Annotated in this window: 18 protein-coding genes, 2 tRNA genes and 1 riboswitch; of the genes, 7 read left to right on the top strand and 13 right to left on the bottom strand. The window is 46.3% G+C overall.

Annotated features, from left to right (window positions below; all coding sequences use genetic code 11):
• Positions 1–41 precede the first annotated feature (41 nt).
• Entirely contained in the window at positions 42–1,286 is a 1,245-nt protein-coding gene (locus B3K42_RS00720; protein WP_292596285.1) for a hypothetical protein, read from the bottom strand.
• Positions 1,287–2,365: 1,079 nt separating this feature from the next.
• Between B3K42_RS00720 and B3K42_RS00715 the strand changes: the two genes are divergently transcribed.
• Complete coding sequence (locus B3K42_RS00715; protein ID WP_292596283.1) at positions 2,366–2,836, top strand: YbaK/EbsC family protein; 471 nt, start codon at positions 2,366–2,368, stop codon at positions 2,834–2,836.
• Here B3K42_RS00715 and B3K42_RS00710 read toward each other — a convergent pair.
• From B3K42_RS00710 to frr, 10 genes are all read right to left on the bottom strand, one after another.
• Positions 2,827–3,609, bottom strand: a complete 783-nt coding sequence (locus tag B3K42_RS00710; RefSeq protein WP_292596281.1) for an ABC transporter ATP-binding protein — start codon at positions 3,607–3,609, stop codon at positions 2,827–2,829. The genes B3K42_RS00715 and B3K42_RS00710 overlap by 10 nt on opposite strands.
• Positions 3,599–4,591 carry a FecCD family ABC transporter permease gene (locus B3K42_RS00705; protein ID WP_292596279.1) on the bottom strand — a complete coding sequence of 331 codons (993 nt, stop codon included), beginning with the start codon at positions 4,589–4,591 and terminating at the stop codon, positions 3,599–3,601. Before B3K42_RS00705 ends, B3K42_RS00710 begins: the two co-directional genes overlap by 11 nt.
• Complete coding sequence (locus B3K42_RS00700; RefSeq protein WP_292596337.1) at positions 4,588–5,481, bottom strand: ABC transporter substrate-binding protein; 894 nt, start codon at positions 5,479–5,481, stop codon at positions 4,588–4,590. Before B3K42_RS00700 ends, B3K42_RS00705 begins: the two co-directional genes overlap by 4 nt.
• A 64-nt stretch (positions 5,482–5,545) precedes the next feature.
• Positions 5,546–5,663, bottom strand: a riboswitch (cobalamin riboswitch).
• 25 nt (positions 5,664–5,688) lie between these two features.
• The gene (mutL, locus tag B3K42_RS00695; protein ID WP_292596277.1) at positions 5,689–7,485 is read right to left on the bottom strand and encodes a DNA mismatch repair endonuclease MutL; all 1,797 of its coding nucleotides are present in this window, start codon (positions 7,483–7,485) and stop codon (positions 5,689–5,691) included.
• Positions 7,486–7,494: 9 nt separating this feature from the next.
• Complete coding sequence (rlmB, locus tag B3K42_RS00690; RefSeq protein WP_292596275.1) at positions 7,495–8,238, bottom strand: 23S rRNA (guanosine(2251)-2'-O)-methyltransferase RlmB; 744 nt, start codon at positions 8,236–8,238, stop codon at positions 7,495–7,497.
• Positions 8,238–8,618, bottom strand: a complete 381-nt coding sequence (locus B3K42_RS00685; protein ID WP_292596273.1) for a Mini-ribonuclease 3 — start codon at positions 8,616–8,618, stop codon at positions 8,238–8,240. The genes rlmB and B3K42_RS00685 overlap by 1 nt, the downstream gene beginning before the upstream one ends.
• A gap of 22 nt (positions 8,619–8,640) precedes the next feature.
• Complete coding sequence (gene alaS / locus B3K42_RS00680) at positions 8,641–11,250, bottom strand: alanine--tRNA ligase (RefSeq protein WP_292596271.1); 2,610 nt, start codon at positions 11,248–11,250, stop codon at positions 8,641–8,643.
• A 13-nt stretch (positions 11,251–11,263) separates the two neighbouring features.
• Positions 11,264–12,118: a phosphatidate cytidylyltransferase gene (locus B3K42_RS00675; RefSeq protein WP_292596269.1), complete on the bottom strand. Its 855-nt coding sequence runs from the start codon at positions 12,116–12,118 to the stop codon at positions 11,264–11,266.
• Positions 12,118–12,801 carry a polyprenyl diphosphate synthase gene (gene uppS, locus B3K42_RS00670; protein ID WP_292596267.1) on the bottom strand — a complete coding sequence of 228 codons (684 nt, stop codon included), beginning with the start codon at positions 12,799–12,801 and terminating at the stop codon, positions 12,118–12,120. Before uppS ends, B3K42_RS00675 begins: the two co-directional genes overlap by 1 nt.
• The gene (gene frr / locus B3K42_RS00665) at positions 12,801–13,358 is read right to left on the bottom strand and encodes a ribosome recycling factor (protein WP_349680940.1); all 558 of its coding nucleotides are present in this window, start codon (positions 13,356–13,358) and stop codon (positions 12,801–12,803) included. The genes uppS and frr overlap by 1 nt, the downstream gene beginning before the upstream one ends.
• 154 nt (positions 13,359–13,512) lie before the next feature.
• On the opposite strand from frr, the gene yajC reads away from it, so the two are divergent.
• The 6 genes from yajC to B3K42_RS00635 all read left to right on the top strand — a co-directional run bounded on the left by yajC (position 13,513) and on the right by B3K42_RS00635 (position 19,183).
• A complete protein-coding gene (yajC, locus tag B3K42_RS00660) occupies positions 13,513–13,902 on the top strand; it encodes a preprotein translocase subunit YajC (RefSeq protein ID WP_292596263.1) in 390 nt (129 codons plus the stop codon).
• Positions 13,903–13,968: 66 nt separating this feature from the next.
• On the top strand, positions 13,969–15,474 hold the full coding sequence (gene secD, locus B3K42_RS00655) for a protein translocase subunit SecD (protein ID WP_292596261.1): 1,506 nt from the start codon (positions 13,969–13,971) through the stop codon (positions 15,472–15,474).
• Complete coding sequence (gene secF / locus B3K42_RS00650) at positions 15,471–16,391, top strand: protein translocase subunit SecF (RefSeq protein WP_292596259.1); 921 nt, start codon at positions 15,471–15,473, stop codon at positions 16,389–16,391. Before secD ends, secF begins: the two co-directional genes overlap by 4 nt.
• Positions 16,392–16,445: 54 nt before the next feature.
• Positions 16,446–16,521, top strand: a tRNA-Ala gene (locus B3K42_RS00645).
• 44 nt (positions 16,522–16,565) lie between these two features.
• A complete protein-coding gene (locus B3K42_RS00640; RefSeq protein ID WP_292596257.1) occupies positions 16,566–17,468 on the top strand; it encodes a phospholipase D-like domain-containing protein in 903 nt (300 codons plus the stop codon).
• Positions 17,465–19,183 (top strand): NAD+ synthase, encoded by a 1,719-nt coding sequence (locus B3K42_RS00635; RefSeq protein WP_292596255.1) that lies wholly within the window; start codon positions 17,465–17,467, stop codon positions 19,181–19,183. The genes B3K42_RS00640 and B3K42_RS00635 overlap by 4 nt, the downstream gene beginning before the upstream one ends.
• A gap of 210 nt (positions 19,184–19,393) precedes the next feature.
• Here the strand turns inward: B3K42_RS00635 and B3K42_RS00630 are convergent, their stop codons facing one another.
• On the bottom strand, positions 19,394–20,932 hold the full coding sequence (locus tag B3K42_RS00630; RefSeq protein WP_292596254.1) for a PAS domain S-box protein: 1,539 nt from the start codon (positions 20,930–20,932) through the stop codon (positions 19,394–19,396).
• A gap of 153 nt (positions 20,933–21,085) precedes the next feature.
• Positions 21,086–21,162, bottom strand: a tRNA-Thr gene (locus tag B3K42_RS00625).
• Positions 21,163–21,205 lie beyond the last annotated feature (43 nt).

Genomic DNA, 21,205 nt, shown 5'->3' with positions numbered 1-21,205 from the left:
CTGTCTTACCGGGAGATTCAATTTGCTAACGGTTTAAATCTTCAATCGGTTTTGTACAGAGCTTCTACAGTCTTTTTTATGTCGGAGTAATTAAGCATCAACTTTCCGTTCTGCGGCCGGTCAGTGTCGAGGCTCGCCTCGTCGACCCAGTAGCTGTCTAGTTCGGCGATAACGCCCTTCGAGTCAACGATGAAAACCCTCTCCTCGCCTGGGAAGCTATAAAAATCGACCAAGCTTCTTTCGTCTCTCAAATAGATATTTTCCAGCAGCGCCGCTTCCGGCTCGACTTGCTCCTTTCCTGTGAGTACCCATAGAATCTTCAGATCTGTGTACCTTCGAGCGAGATCAATGATTCCGTCCAATCTAAACCTTTCGAAAGCGCTCAGAGAACTGCAGTCGCAATCCGAGTATACTGGTTCGACGACTGTCGCAGGCGAGACTTTGCTGAGAACGATCAGGCTAGGGGATCCCTCAAAAAAGGCCGCATTAACACTTGGATCCGTCTGGAGAACACCGGGAATCGGAAGAGCTTCTCCCTTGAGAAATCTCGGTTTCTCCGTCGGAGCGTATCCGTTCTCCTCGAAGGAAACCTTTTTCCCGTCTTCGGAAACTTCGCCGAGTCTGTATGCCTTGCCATTCAAAGAGAAGACTTCCCCATGCAGGAAGATCTCATAAGAGTCGTGGATTAGAGCTATTTCGCCGTCGCCGTCTGTATCGACTCCGTAGTAAACCTGGTCGCTCGAGTAAAAACCTTTGGGGTCGAGCGTGAAGAGTTTGAGCTTTCTCGGGCCGTCTGCGGCCCAGACTAACCCCTCCATGTGCTCGTACAAACAGTATCGGATCTCCAACTCGCCAGTCAATCCCGTCTTTCTGGCTAACAGTTTGACAGATCTTGATTCCCAATAACCCTCGAGTTCATAAAAAGCTTTGACTCTGGTAATCCACTCGTAGGTCGTTGTGTCTTGGTGGGTCTCCTTGAAGTCCGGTGCGATCGTCGGGTCGTCAAGCACATTGCCGTTGTTGTTTGCGTCGATCCACAGGAGGGGGATCTCTCCGGGTATGAGCGCGAATACTATCGGCTTGGCGCCGAGCTCGAGAAGGCCGTACTTCAACCCTTTTATAGATGAAGTTTCTAGAGTGTCAGGTTTTGATTCGCTGAGCGGGACGAGCGTCATTTCGTTTCCGGCCATCCATGGAATCTGTTGAGTCAAGTAGCCTGTAAGGCCGGCGGCAAAGGTAGTGACGAAACACAGAGAAAGTATCAGAAAAAGCATTGTCCTTTTCATAAAATCACCTCCAGTTATCTGTGACATTTCGGAGAAACTTTCTGAGTCCGAACAGGCACATGATGACTCGTAAGTGAAGCAAGAGCCTTCGTAAGGCCCGGTGTTTATGAAACAACCCACCGAACCTTCAACCTCTCCGATGCCGGAAAAGTCACCGCTGGAACTGCAGGACTGAACGAGGAAATAAACGACGTAACAATCTAGATAGAGATGCAATATTACGGCCAGTGGATTTCCGTTTCCATCGAAGTTCGGCGCTCTGCCCGTTAGTACGCAGTCGTATCCCTGATCACCCCTGAAACAGCTTCAGTAGCATCTGATGATATAACAACCCGGTAGTTCGACACGCGTCTGTTTTGTTTGAACCAGATCGTTTGCGAAAGAGACTGAGAGAAGGCAGAGCAGAAGTAGAACTACCGTAAGTCTCATAATACCACCTCCAATGATTGAATTTGGATAGGGCACATGAGTATGTACACCAATAGTTTACCACACTACCACATTGTAAACCAAAGGCAATACAGAATCTATATAAATATATTTCATTATACTGGTGAAGCACTGCTAACAAAGCGATGAAGGCGATCAGGAAACCGAGCTTTTCCGCTCGAGGCGGTTGGAAAGATTCAGCAGGTTCTGATTTTTTTGCGCGCGGATTTCTGATGACGCCATTGGTTCTTGGAAGAGGCTGGATTGTCGCGGTAAGGAAGATGATGGTAAGTGAAATTCTAGGTTGTGACAGGCTGTCAAAAAAAGTCTGTAGAAACACGCATGTTGTTGACCTGGTCTTATATGGAGAGAGTGAAAATGAGCTTAAGAAGGCTATCTCTTGGCGACTGTTCACAAGAGTATGCTAGATTGTGCACTCATATGCTCGACTTTGATTTCCATAATTACTGGAACGGCTTGCCAGTGTGTCCGAATCGAGAAGGTTGCGGAAAACCCTGAACGTTTCCTTTATTAAGTATTAAGGCGAAAGCTTTTTACTTAGGGTTTTCTGCTCCACGTTTGTAATAATTGCTCGATTTGACTTTTAAACTCGTGGTATCATAGTTCAATTCCTTTCCCGGAGGTGTACGATGATCCCAGAAAAGGTGCTGGCTATACTTAAGGCCAACGACCTGGGGTTCTACGAGTTTCCCGAAGGGACGACACCCACGGCCACAACGGCTGCGCAGATGTTGAAAGTGAAAGTCGGTCAAATAGCGAAGTCAATCCTCTTCACTTGCAAAAGTGGAAGAGCTTATCTTGTGGTCTGCCCCGGTGATAGGAAAGTTTCACCCTCGAAGCTCAAGAAGATAGCCGGCGAGAAACCTCGCCTGGCTGATGAGACCCAAACGCTTAGAGTGACAGGTTTCTCGCCAGGTGGCGTTTGCCCCTATGGACTTTCAGGAGTCAAGATCATTGTCGATCAGTCTCTTCAACAGTATGACACTGTTTTTCCTGCTGCGGGGACTTCCGGTTCCGCCGTTGAGACTAATTTCGAAGAGCTTGTAAGGATCACTGGTGCCGAAGCAGCCGATGTCAGCAATCCCATGTCTCAATCGTAGAACACTACCAGTGGTAGCCCGCTGATCGGATTTTCCATGATTTTTGATTTGAGGCCGTAAACCTGCCAAATGATTTCCGGAGTAACGACATCCCGGACCTTGCCTGAAGCAAGTACTCTTCCGTTATTGATGAATAGAAGCCTGTCTGAAATCTCTACCGCCTGATTTATGTCGTGAAAGATTGCTACTGCACTTAGCCCTTTTGCGCGGACGAGATCGGTCGCGATTTTTCCAACTCTTCTAGCATGTCCCGGGTCTAGATGAGTTGTGAACTCGTCCATAAGAAGTATCTTCCCTTCCTGGGCAAGAGCCTTTGCAATTATTACACGCTGTTTCTCACCCCCGCTGAGGGTACTGAAGGGACGATCCTTGAATTCGTATACTTCCGTAAGCGTCATCGATTCCTCAATTATCCTGTAATCTTCATTTGTCATGTTTCCCAGTCCCCTCAGATGTGGATTTCTTCCAAACGAGACAATAGTCTCAACTTTCAGATCGAATGATGGTTCGAAGCTCTGTGGTATGTAGGATACTATTCTTGCCAGTTTTTTTGTTGAGAGGCCTTGAAGGTCTTCTCCCATGATTTTCACAAGTCCGCTCCAGTTCTTTCTAATTCCACAGATAACACCCATCAGAGTAGATTTTCCGCTTCCGTTTGGTCCCAGTATTCCAAGCACTTCACCGTGCCTTAGTTCCAGATCGATTCCACTCAGAACCTCTTCCTTTCCATAACTGAAGTGCAGATCTCTGACCTGTATTGGATCAACCATCATTGGCCACTTCCCTGCTTCTTAGAAGATATATGAAGACGGGAGCGCCTACCAGGGCAGTCACTGCACCGATTGGGAGTTCCGTGGGTTGAAAGAGCGTTCTCGCTATGGTATCGCAGACCACCAGAAAAACTCCGCCGAACATTGCAGTTGCGGGTAGGTTCAGTTTGCTGTCTGTGCCAAAGGCAAGCCTAACCATGTGGGGTATAACAAGTCCCACAAACCCTATCAAACCAGCCGTCGAGACTGCAACTGCCGAAACGATTGATACGGTGAAGAATACCAGGAACTTTATGCGCTCCGGGTGAACTCCGACTGTCATGGCGTGTTCTTCTCCGGCTGCCATTATTATCATTCTTCGGCGAATTGTCGTGAACAAAGCGTACTGGAGAACAATTACCGGAAGCAGTTTCAAAAAATCATCCCAGGTGACACCCGACAGAGAACCGAGAGACCAGAAATGCAAGGTAATTACATTTCGCCAGGCAAATACGACAAGAAAAGTCACCGCCGCGTTGAAAAGAAAGGAGACTATTACTCCGGAAAGAACAAGTGTTGTTATAGGGATTCTCCCACCTCTGCGGGAGATCGCATAGGTTAGGAAGGAAGAGAACAAGGCAAAGACGAAAGCAAGGAGGTCCATGTTCAACGATATTCTTCCGACATCTCTCAAGAACAAAGACAACACAGCTCCAAAGGAGGCCCCTGCCGATATGCCGATAATATATGGGTCTGCCAGGGGATTCTTCAGAGTCAATTGAAGCCCGTTTCCACCTACCGCCAACCCTGAGCCGATCAGGAAAGCTACCAATAACCTCGGTAGTCTGAGATTCACGTAGATACTGGAAGCTGGCCCCGAAGAATCTCCAAAAAATATGCCGAAGATCTCAGTCAAGGAATAATTGACTGTTCCGAAACTTGAGAGCCACAGCATCCCAAGTACGGATGCTGTGGAAAAAAACGCGAAAAGTGCAACACGTTTCAATAGAAGAGCTCCTTCAATGTCTTAACGAGATCCACGAAATCAGGGTTTGCATATGCAGTTAAGCCGTCATAAAGAGGGTAGACACGACTATTCTTCACAGCCGGAAGATCTGCAAATGGTTTGTAAGAAGTTATCATTTTTACCGCCTCTTCCTGCCCACCTTCATAATAATAGGGTACAAGAATTACGTCCGGCTGGGAGTTCAGAACGAATTCAGGGCTGACGGGAAACCATCCGTTATTTCCGCTGTAAGGTGCTCCGACGTTTGCCCCACCGGCATATGCGATCGCCTGGTTCACGAAAGATCCCGTTCCGCAAGTCCAGATATCGCTTACCTCGCCGGCTATCATAACGTATACAACTTTGGGCTTCTCATTCTGTGGAACATTATAGGAGTCTTTTGCGATTTCAAGAACCTCATCTCTGAAGTTCATCGCCGTTATCCGTCCTTTATCAGGTATGCCGAACAAATTGCCAACAACCATGAGGTTCCTGTAGATATCCTCGAAAGAGTTCGGATTCATGACGAAGGTAGAGATCCCGATCTTCTCGAGCTTGGCAACTTCCGCCTCTTGAAAGCCACCAGAGATCATTACCAGATCAGGATCAAGAGAGAGTATCTTCTCAAGGTTGAGAGGAACGAGATTGCCGATCTTTTCTACTTCGTTCGAAAGCGCAAATGGATCCCAGTCGGTTACTCCTACGATTCTGGATGAAAGATCAAGAACCTCAAGATACTTCGTTATAGCGGGAGAAGCGACAACCACTCTTTTGGGAGGTTCATTGATCGTTACGAGTCTTCCAAGATCATCCACGATTTCAAATGCCAGTGATAGAACAAAGAATAGCATCACAAAACAGACTGCCAAAAACCTTTTCAAAAAACTCACCCCTTTTGCAAGGAATTTCACCATCCTTCTGCCTCGGAAGGATGGTGATATCTGAGCCTCACAGAGGTCTCCTGACTTGCGGATCAACCTACTTTCTGCGCCTTCCCGGTTGCCCAGTGGCATGTGCAGAGTTCGTACCGCTTACAGTGGCGGGACCGTACCGGATTCGCACCGGTTTCCCTTGCTGTGAAGCATTGTTTCTGAGAGCTATCTGGAGAAGTATCTATCCAGATCCTCCAGCCTTATTACCATGGATATCGGTCTTCCATGGGGGCATACAAGAAGATTCTTCTTCTTCAACTCTTCAAAGAGAGCTTCAGCCTGCCCTATGTCAAGTCTGTCTCCAGTCCTTATTGCCGCTTTGCATGCTATAGAGGCCAACAGATTATCGAAAACCCTCTCAGGAGTTTCAAGACCCTCCAACCTCATCTCGTCGAGAATTTCCTCGAGTGTATCTATTGCACCCTCCGTTCTCATGACTTGAGGGATAGATACCATTATGATTTTATCATTGTCGAAATTGAAAGTGAACCCAAGTTTCTTCAACGTCTCCTCTCTTGCGATAACCATATCCATTTTGGACCTCTCGAGATTCAGCTCAAGAGGCATGAGAAGATTCTGCGGGGAGATTCTCTTGCTTTCTTTGAGAGCCTCGAAAATGATCCGCTCGTGAGCTGCATGCTGATCGACCAACAAGAGACCGTCCTCGGATTCCGCAATCAAATACCGTTCTCCGAAAACACCAATAAAGCTTGCTTTTGCTACTCCACTTTTTTCCTTGTTTGGTGAACTTTCACGCTTTTCGGCAGGATTAAATGATCTGAAAAGGTGACGATCGAATCTGGACTGCGTATAGGTGTCGCTAGCACTGTTATCGAAGACTTTTTGGTTCCTCCAGGAGTGTTTGAAGCCGTGATCACTTAATCCGTGATCCTGATAAATCTCTGAGATATCTTTCCGTTCCTCCGAACTTCCGGTAGTGTTATCTTCGCTATGGACTACATTGATAGTGAAATGACCGGCACCTTTAATGGCCGACCGCACAGCTCTCTTTACTTTATCCAGAACGGATGCAGTAGAGGCAAACTTAACTTCGAGTTTCTGAGGATGGATGTTAACATCGACTTGCTGAGGATCAATATCAATGAAAAGAACGGCAAAAGGAAAATTCCCCTTTTGAAGAGTTTCTCCGTAACCCCTCTCGAGAGCAAAGTTTAGTTCAAATTGTCGCACATATCTGCCGTTCACGAAGATGTTTTCGCCCATTCTATTCTTTCTTGTGCGATTTGGGAGTGTAACAAAACCCCGTATCTTTATTTCTGCTGAGCTTTCCGAAACTGGTATCAAGTCTTTTTCGGAAAGCCCTGGATAGATCAGGGCGGCTCTGGCCTCGACCGATTCAAGGCCCCTTGTATCGTAGATTACTTGAGAATCCCGAGAATAAGTGAAATCGATCCCATCGAATGCGAGAATGAATCTCTGAACCATCTCAGTTACCATGCGGCCTTCAATTGAGGCAGATTTCAAGAACTTCCTTCTGGCGGGCGTGTTATAGAGAAGATCGAAGACTTCGACCGCAGTTCCATTCGAACCGCTTAGAGGTTTCTCTCCTGTGATATCCCCACCGGCAATGTCGAGAACCACCCCAAGCTCCTCGTTATCTGAGATGGTTGACAGCCTCATGCGCGACACTGAGGCTATCGTTGAGAGGGCCTCTCCCCGGAAGCCGAATGTAAGGAGAGTATCAAGATCATCTATGGAGATAATCTTACTGGTAGTATGAGGCATAATAGCAACACTTGCTTCTTCTTTGGTCATCCCTCTTCCGTTGTCTTTAACCATTATGTATTCTTTCCCGCCCGATTTGATCTCAATCTCTATAGCTGTTGCACCGGCATCTATACTGTTTTCTACAAGTTCTTTCACTACGGAAAAGCACCCCGTTACGACTTCACCTGCGGCAATCTTCCTGACAACCTCGGACGACAGTTCACGTATTCTCATTAGTTTTGTTCACGCTCCTCTTACGGCGAGCTGGCGCCGTCTGTCGAATAAGATGATCGCCGCAGCGGCAGCGACATTCAGCGAATCTACCGTTCTCTCCATGGGAATCGAAATGAGAACGTCGCTTCTCCCTTTCACCAACCGCCTGACTCCTTTTCCCTCATTTCCAAATATTATTGCCGATTTTTCAGAATATTCGTTTTCGTAATAAGGAGTTCCGTTCATATCTGAAGCGTATATCCAATAACCTCTTTCTTTGAGAGATTTCTCAAATTGCGCCATATTAACTATCTTGATTACTGGGATACTGAAGGCAAGTCCTGCAGAGACCTTTACGACTGCCGGAGTAATTTCTGCAGAGTTGCTCGAAGTGATTGCGATGGCATCGGCACCGGCTGCAACCGACGTCCTGATAATCGCTCCAAGATTATGGGGGTCCTGGATCTGGTCTAAAAGCACAATGGTTGCTGTGCTCTGCCTTTCAAGATTATCAAGGATTTTTTCGGAGTTCACGTATGAGAACTCCTTGAGATCAATTACCACTCCCTGATGCTTCTTTTCTCGGCAGAGACCTGCGAGTTTTTCCGGGGACGTCTCTTCTATTCTAAACCCCTTAGCTTTCGCTTCTTTGGCAAGCTCGAGCAACTGAGTATCGACATTCCTCTGATTGGTAAAGAGTATTCGTTTGATTCTCAGTCGCGATGAGTCGATTCCAAGCAGTTCTTTCAGTACATTTCTGCCATGGAGATACATCAAATCACCCTTTCGAGCAGATCTTTTATCCTGTTGACTCTTCCTTCAAGGAATAGATGACCAATAAGAACCTCGAGAGCGGTAGCCATTCTATAATCCTCGTCGTCCCCATGTTTCTTCGAACCTATTGAATTGTAACCCCGTCTGACTATCTCCCTCTCCTCTTCGTCGAGAAGTCCTTCGACCTCTTCAAGAGCCTTTTTCTGACCGGGAGCGCTGACGTAGTCTTTCACAATATTGTGCTGATAACCGGCCCTCCGATGTGCTTGCGGGAGAGTCTTCAGTCTGAAATAAAGGGTGTACACTGCATCTCCCACAAAAGCAAGACTGTCAAGGGAAAGATCGTCGGGGGCAACTGAGACAGCAAAAAGACTGCCCAAACAGGCCTCGTCAAACTCATTGTTATAGGTATTCATCGATCCTGTCTATGACGCTTTCCAATTTAGAAACATCCTTTCCACCTGCCTGGGCGAAGTCTGGCCTGCCGCCGCCGCCCCCTCCCAGGTCGTGGGCTATCTTCTTTGCGATTTCTCCTGCCCTAAACCTGTCAGTAAGTTTCTTCTCGACCTTCACGACGAAAGAAACAGAATCTTCCAGTTCATTGAAGATCATCACTATGCCGCCACCTTCCTTGCTGAGGAGAACATCTGCACCGTTTCTCAATGCACTGGACGGTGCGTTTTCGACTCTTCTGATAAGCAAATTGACACCTTTGGCTGACAATCTCTTATCTTTCATTAGAGCATCGCCCGAAAGTAGCTTCTCCTTTAATCTGACAATCTCCTGTCCGCCGGACCTAAGTTCGTCGAGTATACCCTGAAGCCGCTGAATTATTACATCCTCAGGAACTTCAAGTACTTCTCTGATCGTCCTCTGTCTGTTGAAGAGATTGCGAAAATATTCAAGCGAAGTGGTTCCCGTAATTGCCTCAATTCTTCTGGTTCCGGCTGCTACGGAGGTCTCCGAGAGAATCTTGAAGAGACCGATCTCTCCGGTGTTGTTTACATGAGTTCCTCCGCACAGCTCTCTGCTGAATCCTTCTATAGTGATTACTCGAACCTTGTCGCCGTATTTTTCTTCAAAGAGGGCCACTACGTCTTCACCCTTGATTTCATCAAAGCTCTTTTCTGCCTTATCGACTGCTTTTGCTTTGAGAATCTCTTCGTTAACCATGTTCTCTACTTTATTTAGCTCTTCTGTTGATAAAGACTGGAAGTGTGAGAAATCGAAGCGCAGTCTGTCAGGTAGAACCAGTGATCCAGACTGGTGAACATGGCCACCAATAGTTTTTCTGAGAGCGGCGTGCAGCAAATGAGTTGCGGTGTGATTTCTCATTATCGCTTTTCTTCGGTCTGTATCTACGATTAGCCTGGCGTGGTCCTTCACCCGCACGGTTCCTTCTTCGACTGAAATCCTATGGACTATCATCTCTTGATAAGGAATGAACACACTCTCAACTCTGGCCAGCGCTGTCTCGGTCTCAATAAGCCCGGTGTCTGTTACCTGTCCACCTCTTTCGGGATAGAAGGGAGTCTTTTCGAAGATAACGTCTCCCGTTTCTCCTTTTTGAAGGGCTTCCACGGCATCCCCATCCTTCAAAATCGCGACTATGGTCGATCTATCTTCAAGTGTTGAGTAACCTGTGAATTTTGAATTGCCAGTTGTTGGAAAGATACTGGAGTAGACTTCGATGTTGCCCAGATACTCCCTGTCTCCCAACGCCTCTCTTGCCCTCTGCCTCTGCAACTTCATTTCTCTTTCGTACCCTTCTCTGTCCAGCCTAACGCCGGTGTCTGAAACGATCTCTTCGACAAGTTCCAGCGGGAATCCGTAAGTGTCGTGAAGAATGAACAACTCGGAGCCCGACAGTTCATTCTTATCTGCCAGAATTGATTTAAGCCTCTTCTCGCCGTTCAATAGCGTTGAGAGGAATCTTTCCTCTTCTTTCAGGATGATTTCCTGCGTAAATGAAAGCCTGTTCTTCAGCTCGGGATAGACGTCCCCCATCTGCTCTGCTACTGTCTCCACAATTCTGTAAAGAAATGGTGAATCACGCCCGAGTAGTGAACTGTGGCGCACAGCCCTTCTGAGAACTCTTCTGAGTACATACCCCCGGCCCTCATTGGAAGGTAAAACTCCGTCGGAAACCATGAATGCAATTGATCTCGCATGGTCTGCAATAACCTTAATCGAGACGTCGGAGACTTCCTTCTCCTTGTACTTAACGCCTAGAAGCTCTTCGATCTTCCTGATTATGGGTATGAACAGATCAGTATCGAAGTTCGAGTCGACATTCTGAAGAATCGAGGTGGCTCGTTCAAGCCCGAACCCCGTATCGATATTCTTTCTTTCTAGATAGGAGAGATTTCCTTCCTCATCCTGGTTAAACTCAGTAAATACAAGATTCCAGAATTCAAGGAATCTTCCGCAGTCGCAAGCAGGACTACAGTTTTCGGGATCCGGGCAGTTTTCTCGGTGACCCCTGTCTATGAAAATCTCTGAATCAGGCCCACAAGGACCCGAAGGACCGGCGGGTCCCCACCAATTATCTGCCTTTCCAAGCCTAACGATCTTTTTCTCGGGAACTCCGACTTCATCTCTCCATATGGAAAACGCTTCGTCGTCATCTAAGTATATTGAAACCCATAAGCGCTCATCTGGTAGAGCCAAATGCTCCGTAACGAATTCCCAGGCCCACTTTATTGCTTCTCTCTTGAAATAGTCTCCAAACGAGAAGTTTCCAAGCATTTCAAAAAAAGTCTGATGCCTGGGCGTCCTACCAACATTCTCGATGTCGTTGGTTCTCACACACTTTTGACAAGTTGTGACTCTCTTATACGTGGAATCGACCTTTCCCCAGAAGATTGGTTTAAAGGGAACCATGCCGGCAACAGTGAACATCAGTTGTGGATCGTTCGGGATAAGTGAAGCACTCTGTATTCTTTTGTGGTCCTTCGATTCAAAAAACTTGAGATAACTCTCTCTTATCTCAGCTCCGGTCATGTATTTCATTAGGTTGGCCTCCTCAAGTCAAAAGAGTAAGGAATATATAGAACATGGGTGTCACAAAAAGAACACCATCTATACGATCTAGCATACCACCATGGCCGGGAAGTAGATTACCGGAATCTTTAACGCCGTGATATCTCTTGAAAGACGACTCCGCGATATCTCCGATAGTGCCAAATACTGATACTACAATCGCCAGAACCATGAAATGGGGTATCCCGAGATCGGGTCCATTGTAGAGTCCCACAAACTTACTTATGGAGACGAAAAGCAGCATGAAGAAAAGAGTGGTCACATATCCTCCGATTACACCTTCAAGACTCTTCTTAGGGCTATAACTTGGAGATATTCTGATGCGACCGAAGCGTTTTCCGAAGAAATACGCTCCTGTATCAAAGAGCCATACAGACGTAAGCGCCATCAGTGCCATCGAAGCGCCAAATCCAAGATAGATATGATAAAAGAATGCAAGATCGAAGCCCACATAAATCAACGAAAAAACGGCATTCGCAATTATCTCTTTTGCGCTCCTTACATCTGAAACGGTTACTATTACGATCGAAGTCAGTGAAATCACACCAACAGCAAATATCAGTTCCGGTCGAGGCGCCGCCGATTCAACGTTTTCAAATCTGTCGAGAAGTATCCCATATACAACTATTATCGCGGGGGTAACTCCCGAAAGGGCAATTCGGACGGTTTGATGATCGTTTTCCTTCAAACTGAACTTCAGGTATTCGTAGTTCGAGAAGAGAACTACGGTAGAGACCAGACCTATGAAGGAGTAGTAGTTAACGAAACACAGAATCACGAAAGGAGCAACCACAGCAGCTGTAATTATTCTGATATTTGTCTCCGAGATCTTCTTCATCAGCTTAATGCACCAAACCTTCTATTCCTTTTAGAGTACTCTTCAACTATCTTCACAAATTCCGCTTTTGTGAAATCGGGCCACAACGTCCTGGTGAAGGAGAGCTCGCTGTAAACCGACTGCCAGGTCAAGAAGTTACTGATTCTCTCTTCCCCAGAAGTTCTTACTATCAGGTCTGGTTCAGGCACATCGGGAAGATATAAGTTCTCCTTTATGTCCTCCTCCGATACCCTCTGCTTTCCACTTTCTAGAACTCTGTTGACGGAATCGACAATCTCAGCCCTTCCTCCGTAATTCAAAGCAACAATGACATCCAGTTTTCTGCACGAGGAAGTCTTTTTCTCGATTTCTTCGGTGAAGCTCATGAGTTTTACGGGAAGCTCATTCAGTCTTCCGATGAAACGCATTCTAACCCCCTCTTCGAGCATATTGTCAAGCTTGCTGCTTATATAAATGAGCATAAGTTCGAAAAGAAAATCAACTTCTTGTCGTGGACGCCTCCAGTTTTCTGTGGAGAACGCATAGAGTGTTACGTATCGTATTCCAAGATCAGCACACCAATGAGAGGCCGAATCTGCAACTTCTGCCCCTTTCTTATGTCCCTCAATTCTTTCAAGTCCTCTTTTCTTTGCCCATCGGCCGTTTCCATCCATAATGAAGGCAACATGAACGGGAAGTGACATTAAAAGTCCATAATCTCCTTGCTCTTCTTTTCGAAAGCATTGTCCATCTCTTCTATGTACTTATTCGTGAGTTCCTGAATATCCTCCTCAAATTTCTTTAGGTCATCTTCAGTCATCTCTGAGGCCTTCTCCAAATCCCTTGCCTCCTTGATTGCGTCTCTTCGAATGTTTCGAATTGCTATCTTCCCCTTCTCGGCGGTGTCTCTTGCAAGCTTTACCCACTTTTCTCTCTGTTCCGTTGTCGGAATCGGGAAATTGAGTTTGATGTTAACTCCATCGTTGATGGGTGTCAGATCAAGCCTGGAGGCGAATATAGCCTTCTCTATCTGGCCCAGAACGGTCTTGTCCCACGGCTTGATGATAAGAGACCTGTCTTCTGTTGCTGTGACCGTTGCCATCTGATTGATCGGAGTCGGGACCCCATAGTAGTCGACTTTTACGGACTCAAGAAGGGCAGGAGAAGGTCTGCCCGTTCTCATCTGACCATACTCTTCGACGATCTTTTCAACACTTTTCTTCATTCTGCTTTCAGCTTCTTTCAGCAGGCTACTCATGATCTTCCTCCCTTTCATCCGTTTGTCAACGGAATTATATCATGTAAGCCGTTTCCTATTGGCAGCGACAGAACTCCGAAAAGGTTTGTTAGTTGAATTGGGTAGTCTATTCTGGTAAAATCATACAGGTGCTCTAACCATGACAGGAGGTATGTAAATGTTTTCAATTCTTAGTTTCATAGCATATGCCCCAGCAGGAGATGTTGCAGCTCCTTCGGCAGATGCTGGGGCTTCAGCCGGGGGCTTTTCGGGTATTATTATCTGGTTGGTCCTTATGGTTGCTTTCTTCTACTTCTTGATTATTATGCCTCAACGAAAGAGGGATAAGCAGTTCAAGCAGCTGATGGAGAAGCTTAAGGTTGGTGATAAAGTCGTAACGGCCGGTGGAATAATCGGGAAGATCACTATGATAAAACCGGATAGTCTCAGGCTCAGGACCGGTACCGGTACAGAACTCGACGTTACAAGAAAAGCGATTGCCGTTGTGGTGAACAAGGGCGAGAATGAAAAGGAAGAAGTAGAACCCGATGTAAACGTTAAGCAGTAATAGTTTGAGTTATATTCGCAGATATTGGAAGGGGGTGTCTGTCCGAGTCTTTCGGGCGAAGTCCTTATGAGAGCAAACCAAAAACGATTGATCGTTACCGTTGTGGTTTTGATAGCAGCGTTACTTCCGCTGCTCATACCTCACGGTAGTGCACCGGCCGGAAGCAGCTTCCTGGATAAGCTAGCTGCAAACATCAAGTTAGGGCTTGATATAAAGGGTGGAGCTCTTCTTGAGTACCAAATGCTTACTGATGTCTCAGATTCAGAGATGAATGCTCTCGCAGACAGGGTTATAGAGGTCTTGAGAGCAAGATTGGATGCTGCGGGGTTCACTGAAGCGACAGTCGAAAAAGTGACCGCAGGAATTTCCTTTGGAGAGGATATTCCACCTGTAAGAGTACGGGTCCAGATTCCTGGAATAACGGATGTTTCCAGAGCGGAGAACCTGGTTGGAAAAACCGGTAGGCTTTACTTTGCCGATGTTCTTGCGATCGAAACTTCGGTCTCAACTCCCTCGATCCCTGCAGGAATGTCACTGGAGATAAGCAGAAGAAAGCTTCAGGGAGCCGAACCTTACTGGGTGAAGGAGCTTCACTACGGAGAATACACAGGCGGAGTACAGAACAATACCTGGTATTTCATAAGTCCGAAGGTAAGCGTCGGCTCGAGCTACGCAGAACTTGATGGAAGCGTTGTTACCGATGCCAAGCCCCTTGTCAATAATCAGCCGAGACCCGGTCAGGGCAGATTCATGGTTTCTCTGAAGTTTAGCTCCGAAGGGGCGAAGACTTTCAGGGACATTACTTCAGTGAAGTCTACATATGCTGATACAGACATGAAGAAGAGGCTTGCAATTGTCCTGGACGACAGGGTGATTATCGCTCCTCTTGTTCAGTCCCAGATTTCTGACGGAAACGCAGTGATTGAAGGACTGGATTCTATTGAAGAAGCGAGAGAGGTGTCAATACTTGTTGGAAGCGGAAATCTTCCTGTTGATCTTGCATCCTTCAACAAGAGGGTTCTCTCTCCTACACTTGGAAGAGACATAATCAACTCAAGTCTTTGGGCCGGAGTGGCTGGAATAATAATAATTATGATCTACATGGTTGTCTTTTACAAGAAAATGGGTCTTGTAGCCGATCTGGCTCTGCTGTACAACGCGATTCTTCTCTTCGGAATGATATCTTTGACCGGTTCGATCCTTACCTTGCCAGGTATAGCGGGTATTGTTCTGACCATTGGAATGACCGTTGATGGAAACGTCCTAATTTTCGAGAGGATAAAGGAAGAACTAAGGTTGGGCAAGACACCGGAAAACGCAATAGACTCTGCTTTCTCTAAAGTTGTGTGGACTATTTTCGATGCCAACCTGACCACGATACTTGCAGGACTCGTTCTTTATTACTTCGGAACGGGGACAGTTAAGGGGTTCGCCATTACCTTGATAATAGGTGTTTTAGGTGCAATGTTTACCAACATAGTGGTATCCAGAACTGTGCTCACTGGGATGGCAGGAAGTCTCAAGCCTCATCGTTACGTTGAAGTTGAAACAGAAGGGAGAGATGCGAGATGACTTTCAAAGCAGACTTCGTTGGAAAAAGAAAGTATTTCATTGCTCTTTCCCTAGTTTTGATAGTCGTTTCGATCGTTTTTATCTTCACTAAAGGCTTCAATTTTGGTGTGGATTTCACAGGCGGAATCGAAATCAGCGTATCTGTCCCTGATGTTGACATGACTGTGGCAGAGATGAGAGAGCTCCTCAGTGCAGAGGACCCTAGTTTTGCGGCCGCAAGGATAATCAAGCAGAGGCCCCTGATTGAGGAGGGTTCATCTGAACAAAGAAGCAGATTCTCAGTTATCGTCAACACCTCTGAAAGTGAACAGTCGGTGACAGACAAGATATTGGCCGGTCTTGAGAGTGAAGGCGTAAGTGAAAGCAATATTCTCTCTGTAAGCACTATCTCCGGCTATGCTGCACAGGAAATAAGAGGCTATGCCTGGATCGCTGTTATAGTATCCATGGCGCTTCTTCTACTGTATATAACCATTAGATTCAAGTTATCCTTTGGAGTCGGCGCACTGTTGACACTTGTTCATGACGTCATAATCGTTATGGGTTTCTACAGTATTTTTGGAATCGAGTTCAATGCGCCGGTCGTTGCTTCGATCCTTACTCTCGTCGGATACTCCCTGAATGACACAATCGTAGTCTACGATAGGATAAGGGAGAACACCAAGAAGATGAGAGGAAAGACCATAGAAACTGTAGTCAACACAAGCATCAACGATGTAATAGTCAGGTCTATCAACACCTCTTTGACGACGTTCCTTGCGGTTCTCACGCTCTTTATATTCTCCGGAGAGGTTTTGAGGCCATTTGCTTTTGGCATGCTAGTCGGTGTTGTGGTAGGAACTTATTCCTCTCTGTACATCTCAAGTCCGATCGTTATCGAGTGGCTCAAGAGATCTGAGAATAGAGGACATGCTTGATCGTTGTCTACCTCTTGAAAAGTGAGACTTGGTAGAGTATAATTTTCCTTGAGTGGGGACGTAGCGCAGTTGGGAGCGCGATACAATGGCATTGTATAGGCCGAGGGTTCGAATCCCTTCGTCTCCACCAGGCGGGGAACGTGAGTTCTCCGCTTTTTTGTTAAGGTGATCTGGATGAAGAGAATTATTCTGGCTTTCGTGGTCCTTATCGCTATTGTGGCATCGGCTTCTGTCTTTTTCACTGATGATGGGGGAGCCGTAGAGAGAATAGTCGACGTTCTAGAGAGTGCGGAGGAAGAAGTTGTCCTTGTATCATATTCTTTGGATGAGCAGGAGATAGTAGCTTGCCTGAATCGTCTTCAAAAGAAAGGTGTGAAGATCTCGGTGCTGATTGACAGCTCAACCGTGTCGAGAGTCTTCGACAAATCTCCGGAGTTTACAGTTTCGAGCGATATGTCTACGGCCCTTGTTCATTCGAAGTTTCTTGTCGTTGACAGAAGAATCGTAGTCTTCGGAACTGGAAATTTCACCGAAGGTAGCCTCAGAGAGGACTCAAACAGCTTCATGATTTTCGAATCTGCCAGACTTGCCGCATTGTTTCTTGACTATTACAGGGCAATTGAAACCGGCAACTCCAGAGGAATGACCAGAATCGAAAACATGGTCTTCTTCCTATGTCCCTCGGAGGAAGCACGTAAGCGTGTAATAAGTGAGCTCATGAAGGCAAGAAAGGAAATCCGATTTGGTATGTTCGCATTCACTGATCCCCAGGTGCTCGCGGCTCTGAAATTCTGCGCTTCCAAGGGGGTAAGAATCGTAGGGGTGATCGACAGCTGGAACGACGACTCTCCCTTGAAAGACTATCTCACTTCCGGAATGGAAGTGTCTGAATCGACTTCTATTACAGTCCATGACAAAACATTCGTGGTCGACGGCAGAGTTGTGATAACCGGCTCGGCAAATGCTTCTCTAAGCGGCTGGGGGAAAAACCGTGAAATTGTTGCTATAATCGAGTCCAGAGATCTTGCACAAGAGTTCGTGAATCACTTCGAATACATCAGGGAGGTCTCGAAATGATAGTAAGAACGGCGCTCGCCCAGATAAACACAACGGTTGGGGATCTTGAAGGAAACAAGAATAAGATAATCGAGGCAATTGACAAAGCAGTTGCTGTTGATTCTGGAATTGTATTGTTTCCCGAACTTACAGTTACCGGATACCCGCCCGAAGACCTTCTGCTCAATACGGGGTTTCTTAGAGAGAATCTTGCCACATTGAATGAAATAGCGTGCTATACTGCGCGAAGTGAAATTATGGTGGTTCTCGGATTTGTCGACTTTTCTAATGAGATTTACAATGCTGCTGCCGTCCTCAATGGCGGTGAGATAAGGGCTGTGTACAGAAAAATGAGCCTTCCCAATTACTCGGTCTTTGATGAGAGGAGATATTTCTCTCCTGGAAAGCATCCGCTTCTTGTGAGATATGGGGGGACGAGGATCGGAATCAACATATGTGAAGATCTCTGGGTTCCTTCGGGGCCGATAAATGATCAGGCGATTGCCGGTGCCAATTTAATACTCAATCTTTCCGCGTCTCCGTTTACCGCAATGAAAGATAGGACCAGGTCTTCCCTTTTCCTCACTAGAGCCATGGAATACTCCAGTACTATTGTATACTGCAATCTGGTGGGCGGCCAGGACGATCTAGTTTTCGATGGTAGGAGTTGTGTGGCAATGCCGGACGGAAGAATATCCGTGGGAAAGGCTTTTGAAGAAGACTTGATGGCGCTTGATATTGACACAGATGTTTCGACTCGATACAACCTCTTTGAGGGAAAAAGGAAGGACTATTCTATGCAGGTTAGTCTTGAAGAAGTCTCAATCAAACCATTCCACGGGCAGAGTCCTTCAGTATGTCCGGTTATGGAGAATGAGGAACTAGACAGCCGCGATGAGCTGCTAGCTGCTCTGGAGTTAGGGATAAGAGATTACCTGAAGAAGAACGGCTTCGAAAAGGTCGTTCTTGGTCTCAGCGGGGGAATGGACTCCTCCCTTGTCGCCGCTTTAGCCGCAAGAGCAATCGGCAGAGACAATGTTAAGGGTGTCATGATGCCTTCGAAAATAACCTCGGAGGAATCAAAGAGAGATGCACTGGAAGTTGCTGAAAACCTGGGTATAGAAATCCTCGATATTGAAATCGATGGAATCATGCGTGCAGTAAAGAAAACCTTGGAATCGTCATTTTTGGGTACATCGGAAGACGTCACTGAAGAGAATTTGCAGGCGAGAATACGCGGAATGATATTGATGGCTCTGTCAAACAAATTCGGCTGGTTCGTCCTGACTACTGGCAACAAGAGCGAGATGGCCACAGGTTATTCGACTCTTTATGGAGACATGGCTGGCGGTCTCGCAGTTCTAAAGGATCTCTATAAGACGCAGGTCTACAAAATCGCGGAGCGAATAAACGAACTTGAAAGGAAGAGTGTGATTCCACTAAATGTGTTCTCCAAAGCTCCATCGGCTGAGTTGAGAGAGGGTCAGGAAGACCAAGATTCACTTCCACCCTACGAAGTACTCGATCAAATTCTGAGGCTTCATATAGAGGAAGGATTGTCGGCTGAAGAGATAGTTCTTGAAGGTTTTGACGAAGGGACCGTAGAACACTCGCTTCGTTTGTTGAGGAGAAACGAATACAAGCGCAAACAATGTCCTCCGGGTATCAAGGTTTCTAAAAGAGCCTTCGGGAAGGATTGGAGGATGCCAATTACAAATCACTATCGAAATATGTGAGCAGAAAGCGGGACGCCATCCTTGAAGTTTCAGCAGAATCACAATAACGGAATCATTTTTCAGAGCATACAGAGTCATTTCTCTTTTCCTGACAAAAATGAACAGGGTACTCCAATTTGAAATATCTGACTGCTGAATAGATAATCTTGTTGCAGAATCAATGAAGAAACATGCGGTAATTTCGTGTAGCCGGATCTTCAGAACGGGTTTCTAATCGAGCTGTCTCCCCAAGAAGATTATGCCGACCTCTTTGCTGGAATCGCGAACTATCTTGCTGGTGAATTCAACTGAAAGATGCGAGTCGTCGCTTCTTGGGAGCAGTATTCTCTTTTCGTTTGAATCAAAGGATTGCGAGACTGCAATCTCAAGAAAGGATCTGAGGGTTCTTGAGTTGATTTCGTCAGTTCTTCTTCCCTGCTCATCTTTCAGACTTGTATCGAAGAATCTCTCTGCTGCCTCGTTCATGTAGATCAATCTGCTCTCCATATCGGTTGCAACTGCGAGATCTCCTGTACCGTTAAGAAGCAGTGAGTGCAGGTTGTATCGTTCTTGAAGCTCGATGTTCTCGGTTACGTCTATCCCTATCACAAGCTCATAGACATTGTCGTCAACGCGCAGTACGCTTCGTTTGGCTTGTACCGTGAATATCGAACCGTCTTTGCGTTTATGAAGCTGCCGGCCCTTCCATTTACCGGACTTCATCATCGAAAACTGCATTGATTTGGCTTCTCCCTCGTCTTGTACGAGATAGGAGGTAAGATTGTCCCCAATCATCTCTTCAAGATCGTAGCCATGAATCTCTGCAGCGAACCTGTTCAGATAGACTATTCTTCCCTTCTCATCCACGGCAATCGCGATTTCCTCGGCATTGTCCAGAAAGCGCCACTGGAATATCAACTCTTCTCTATCTCTTTTCTGTTTGGAGACATCCATGAATGTTAGCTGAACAACTCTCTCCGCACCGTAAAGCGTCTCTGAGGTGTTGAAAATGACGTAGATCTTTCCGCCCGCCTTAGTCGACATCACGATTTCTCTATCGGTGTCGAATTTCTCAATTCCCAGAATAGTCTGCAAAGCAAAGGGTTCATCATAAACAAGATCCTGCAAGCGCATCTTCTCGATCTCTTCTTCTGCGTATCCCAGTAGACTCTGTGCCACTTTATTACAGAAAATTACGTTCCCATCTCTCTTCCTCAGAATAAGCATTCCGCAACCCATGCTGTTAACGAGCCCCATATACTTCTCTCGTTCAAAATCGAGGGTCTTCTGAAGACGATGCTTCTCGAGCATCGAGTAGACTATCTCTGGAAGATAATGCAGATATCCCGGCCCTTTGAGAAGATACTCTTCCGCTTCGAGAGAGTACTTTGCAATCGATTTCTCTGTCCCGATTAGGCACAAATAAGGAACCGAACCTGAGCGAAGATTCTTGATGATCTCTTCACTGACGTAGTCGAAAATCATTGCGTCGGAGAAACGGCCAAACTCTTCGGACACCTCTTCAACATATCTGACGTCAAAGCGATCATCGAAAGCCTCAATTAACCTTCTTGCATCCTTTTGGCTTCTTCCCACCAGGATTATTCTTGGCTTTGAATAGAAATCAAACACAGACTTCACCCCTGAATAGAACGCACCTATCAAAGTGAGTACCCGTAACATCCACGCAAAAAGAAAAAAACTTCCAAATCCAACCGGAAAAGCTAGGCTTACAGTGTTCTTACCGGAGGTTACAGTCGTCTTGCTCACAAACGCCCTTCAAAGCCTTGCAAAGAGAACTGGATGGCTACAGCTACGCAAAGAAAGTTACATTTTTATTTTAGCATAGATTGTAATGACATTCAAAATTAGTACTGTTCGGCCACGACAAAAAAACAACCGGATTTTCATCCGGTTGAAAAATGGAGCAGGCGATGAGACTTGAACTCATAACCTCCGCCTTACCAAGGCGGCGCTCGACCGATTGAAGCTACGCCTGCTCTGCTGAAACTATGATATCACAGCATTTTTCAAGTTTCAATA

It is taken from the genome of Mesotoga sp. UBA6090, from assembly GCF_002435945.1.
Taxonomy (GTDB): Bacteria; Thermotogota; Thermotogae; order Petrotogales; family Kosmotogaceae; genus Mesotoga.
The sequence above is the reverse complement of the archived record's forward strand: the minus strand, read 5'-3'. Positions and strand labels throughout refer to the sequence as shown.

What these genes read in the sequence shown, in the direction of transcription:
- secF (WP_292596259.1), top strand. Translation starts at nt 15,471, where the DNA reads ATGACTTTCAAAGCAGACTTCGTTGGAAAAAGAAAGTATTTCATTGCT.
- mutL (WP_292596277.1), bottom strand. Translation starts at nt 7,485, where the DNA reads ATGAGAATACGTGAACTGTCGTCCGAGGTTGTCAGGAAGATTGCCGCA.
- B3K42_RS00715 (WP_292596283.1), top strand. Translation starts at nt 2,366, where the DNA reads ATGATCCCAGAAAAGGTGCTGGCTATACTTAAGGCCAACGACCTGGGG.
- alaS (WP_292596271.1), bottom strand. Translation starts at nt 11,250, where the DNA reads ATGAAATACATGACCGGAGCTGAGATAAGAGAGAGTTATCTCAAGTTT.
- B3K42_RS00635 (WP_292596255.1), top strand. Translation starts at nt 17,465, where the DNA reads ATGATAGTAAGAACGGCGCTCGCCCAGATAAACACAACGGTTGGGGAT.
- rlmB (WP_292596275.1), bottom strand. Translation starts at nt 8,238, where the DNA reads ATGTATCTCCATGGCAGAAATGTACTGAAAGAACTGCTTGGAATCGAC.
- B3K42_RS00710 (WP_292596281.1), bottom strand. Translation starts at nt 3,609, where the DNA reads ATGATGGTTGATCCAATACAGGTCAGAGATCTGCACTTCAGTTATGGA.
- uppS (WP_292596267.1), bottom strand. Translation starts at nt 12,801, where the DNA reads ATGTCACTTCCCGTTCATGTTGCCTTCATTATGGATGGAAACGGCCGA.
- B3K42_RS00720 (WP_292596285.1), bottom strand. Translation starts at nt 1,286, where the DNA reads ATGAAAAGGACAATGCTTTTTCTGATACTTTCTCTGTGTTTCGTCACT.
- B3K42_RS00675 (WP_292596269.1), bottom strand. Translation starts at nt 12,118, where the DNA reads ATGAAGAAGATCTCGGAGACAAATATCAGAATAATTACAGCTGCTGTG.
- yajC (WP_292596263.1), top strand. Translation starts at nt 13,513, where the DNA reads ATGTTTTCAATTCTTAGTTTCATAGCATATGCCCCAGCAGGAGATGTT.
- secD (WP_292596261.1), top strand. Translation starts at nt 13,969, where the DNA reads ATGAGAGCAAACCAAAAACGATTGATCGTTACCGTTGTGGTTTTGATA.
- B3K42_RS00640 (WP_292596257.1), top strand. Translation starts at nt 16,566, where the DNA reads ATGAAGAGAATTATTCTGGCTTTCGTGGTCCTTATCGCTATTGTGGCA.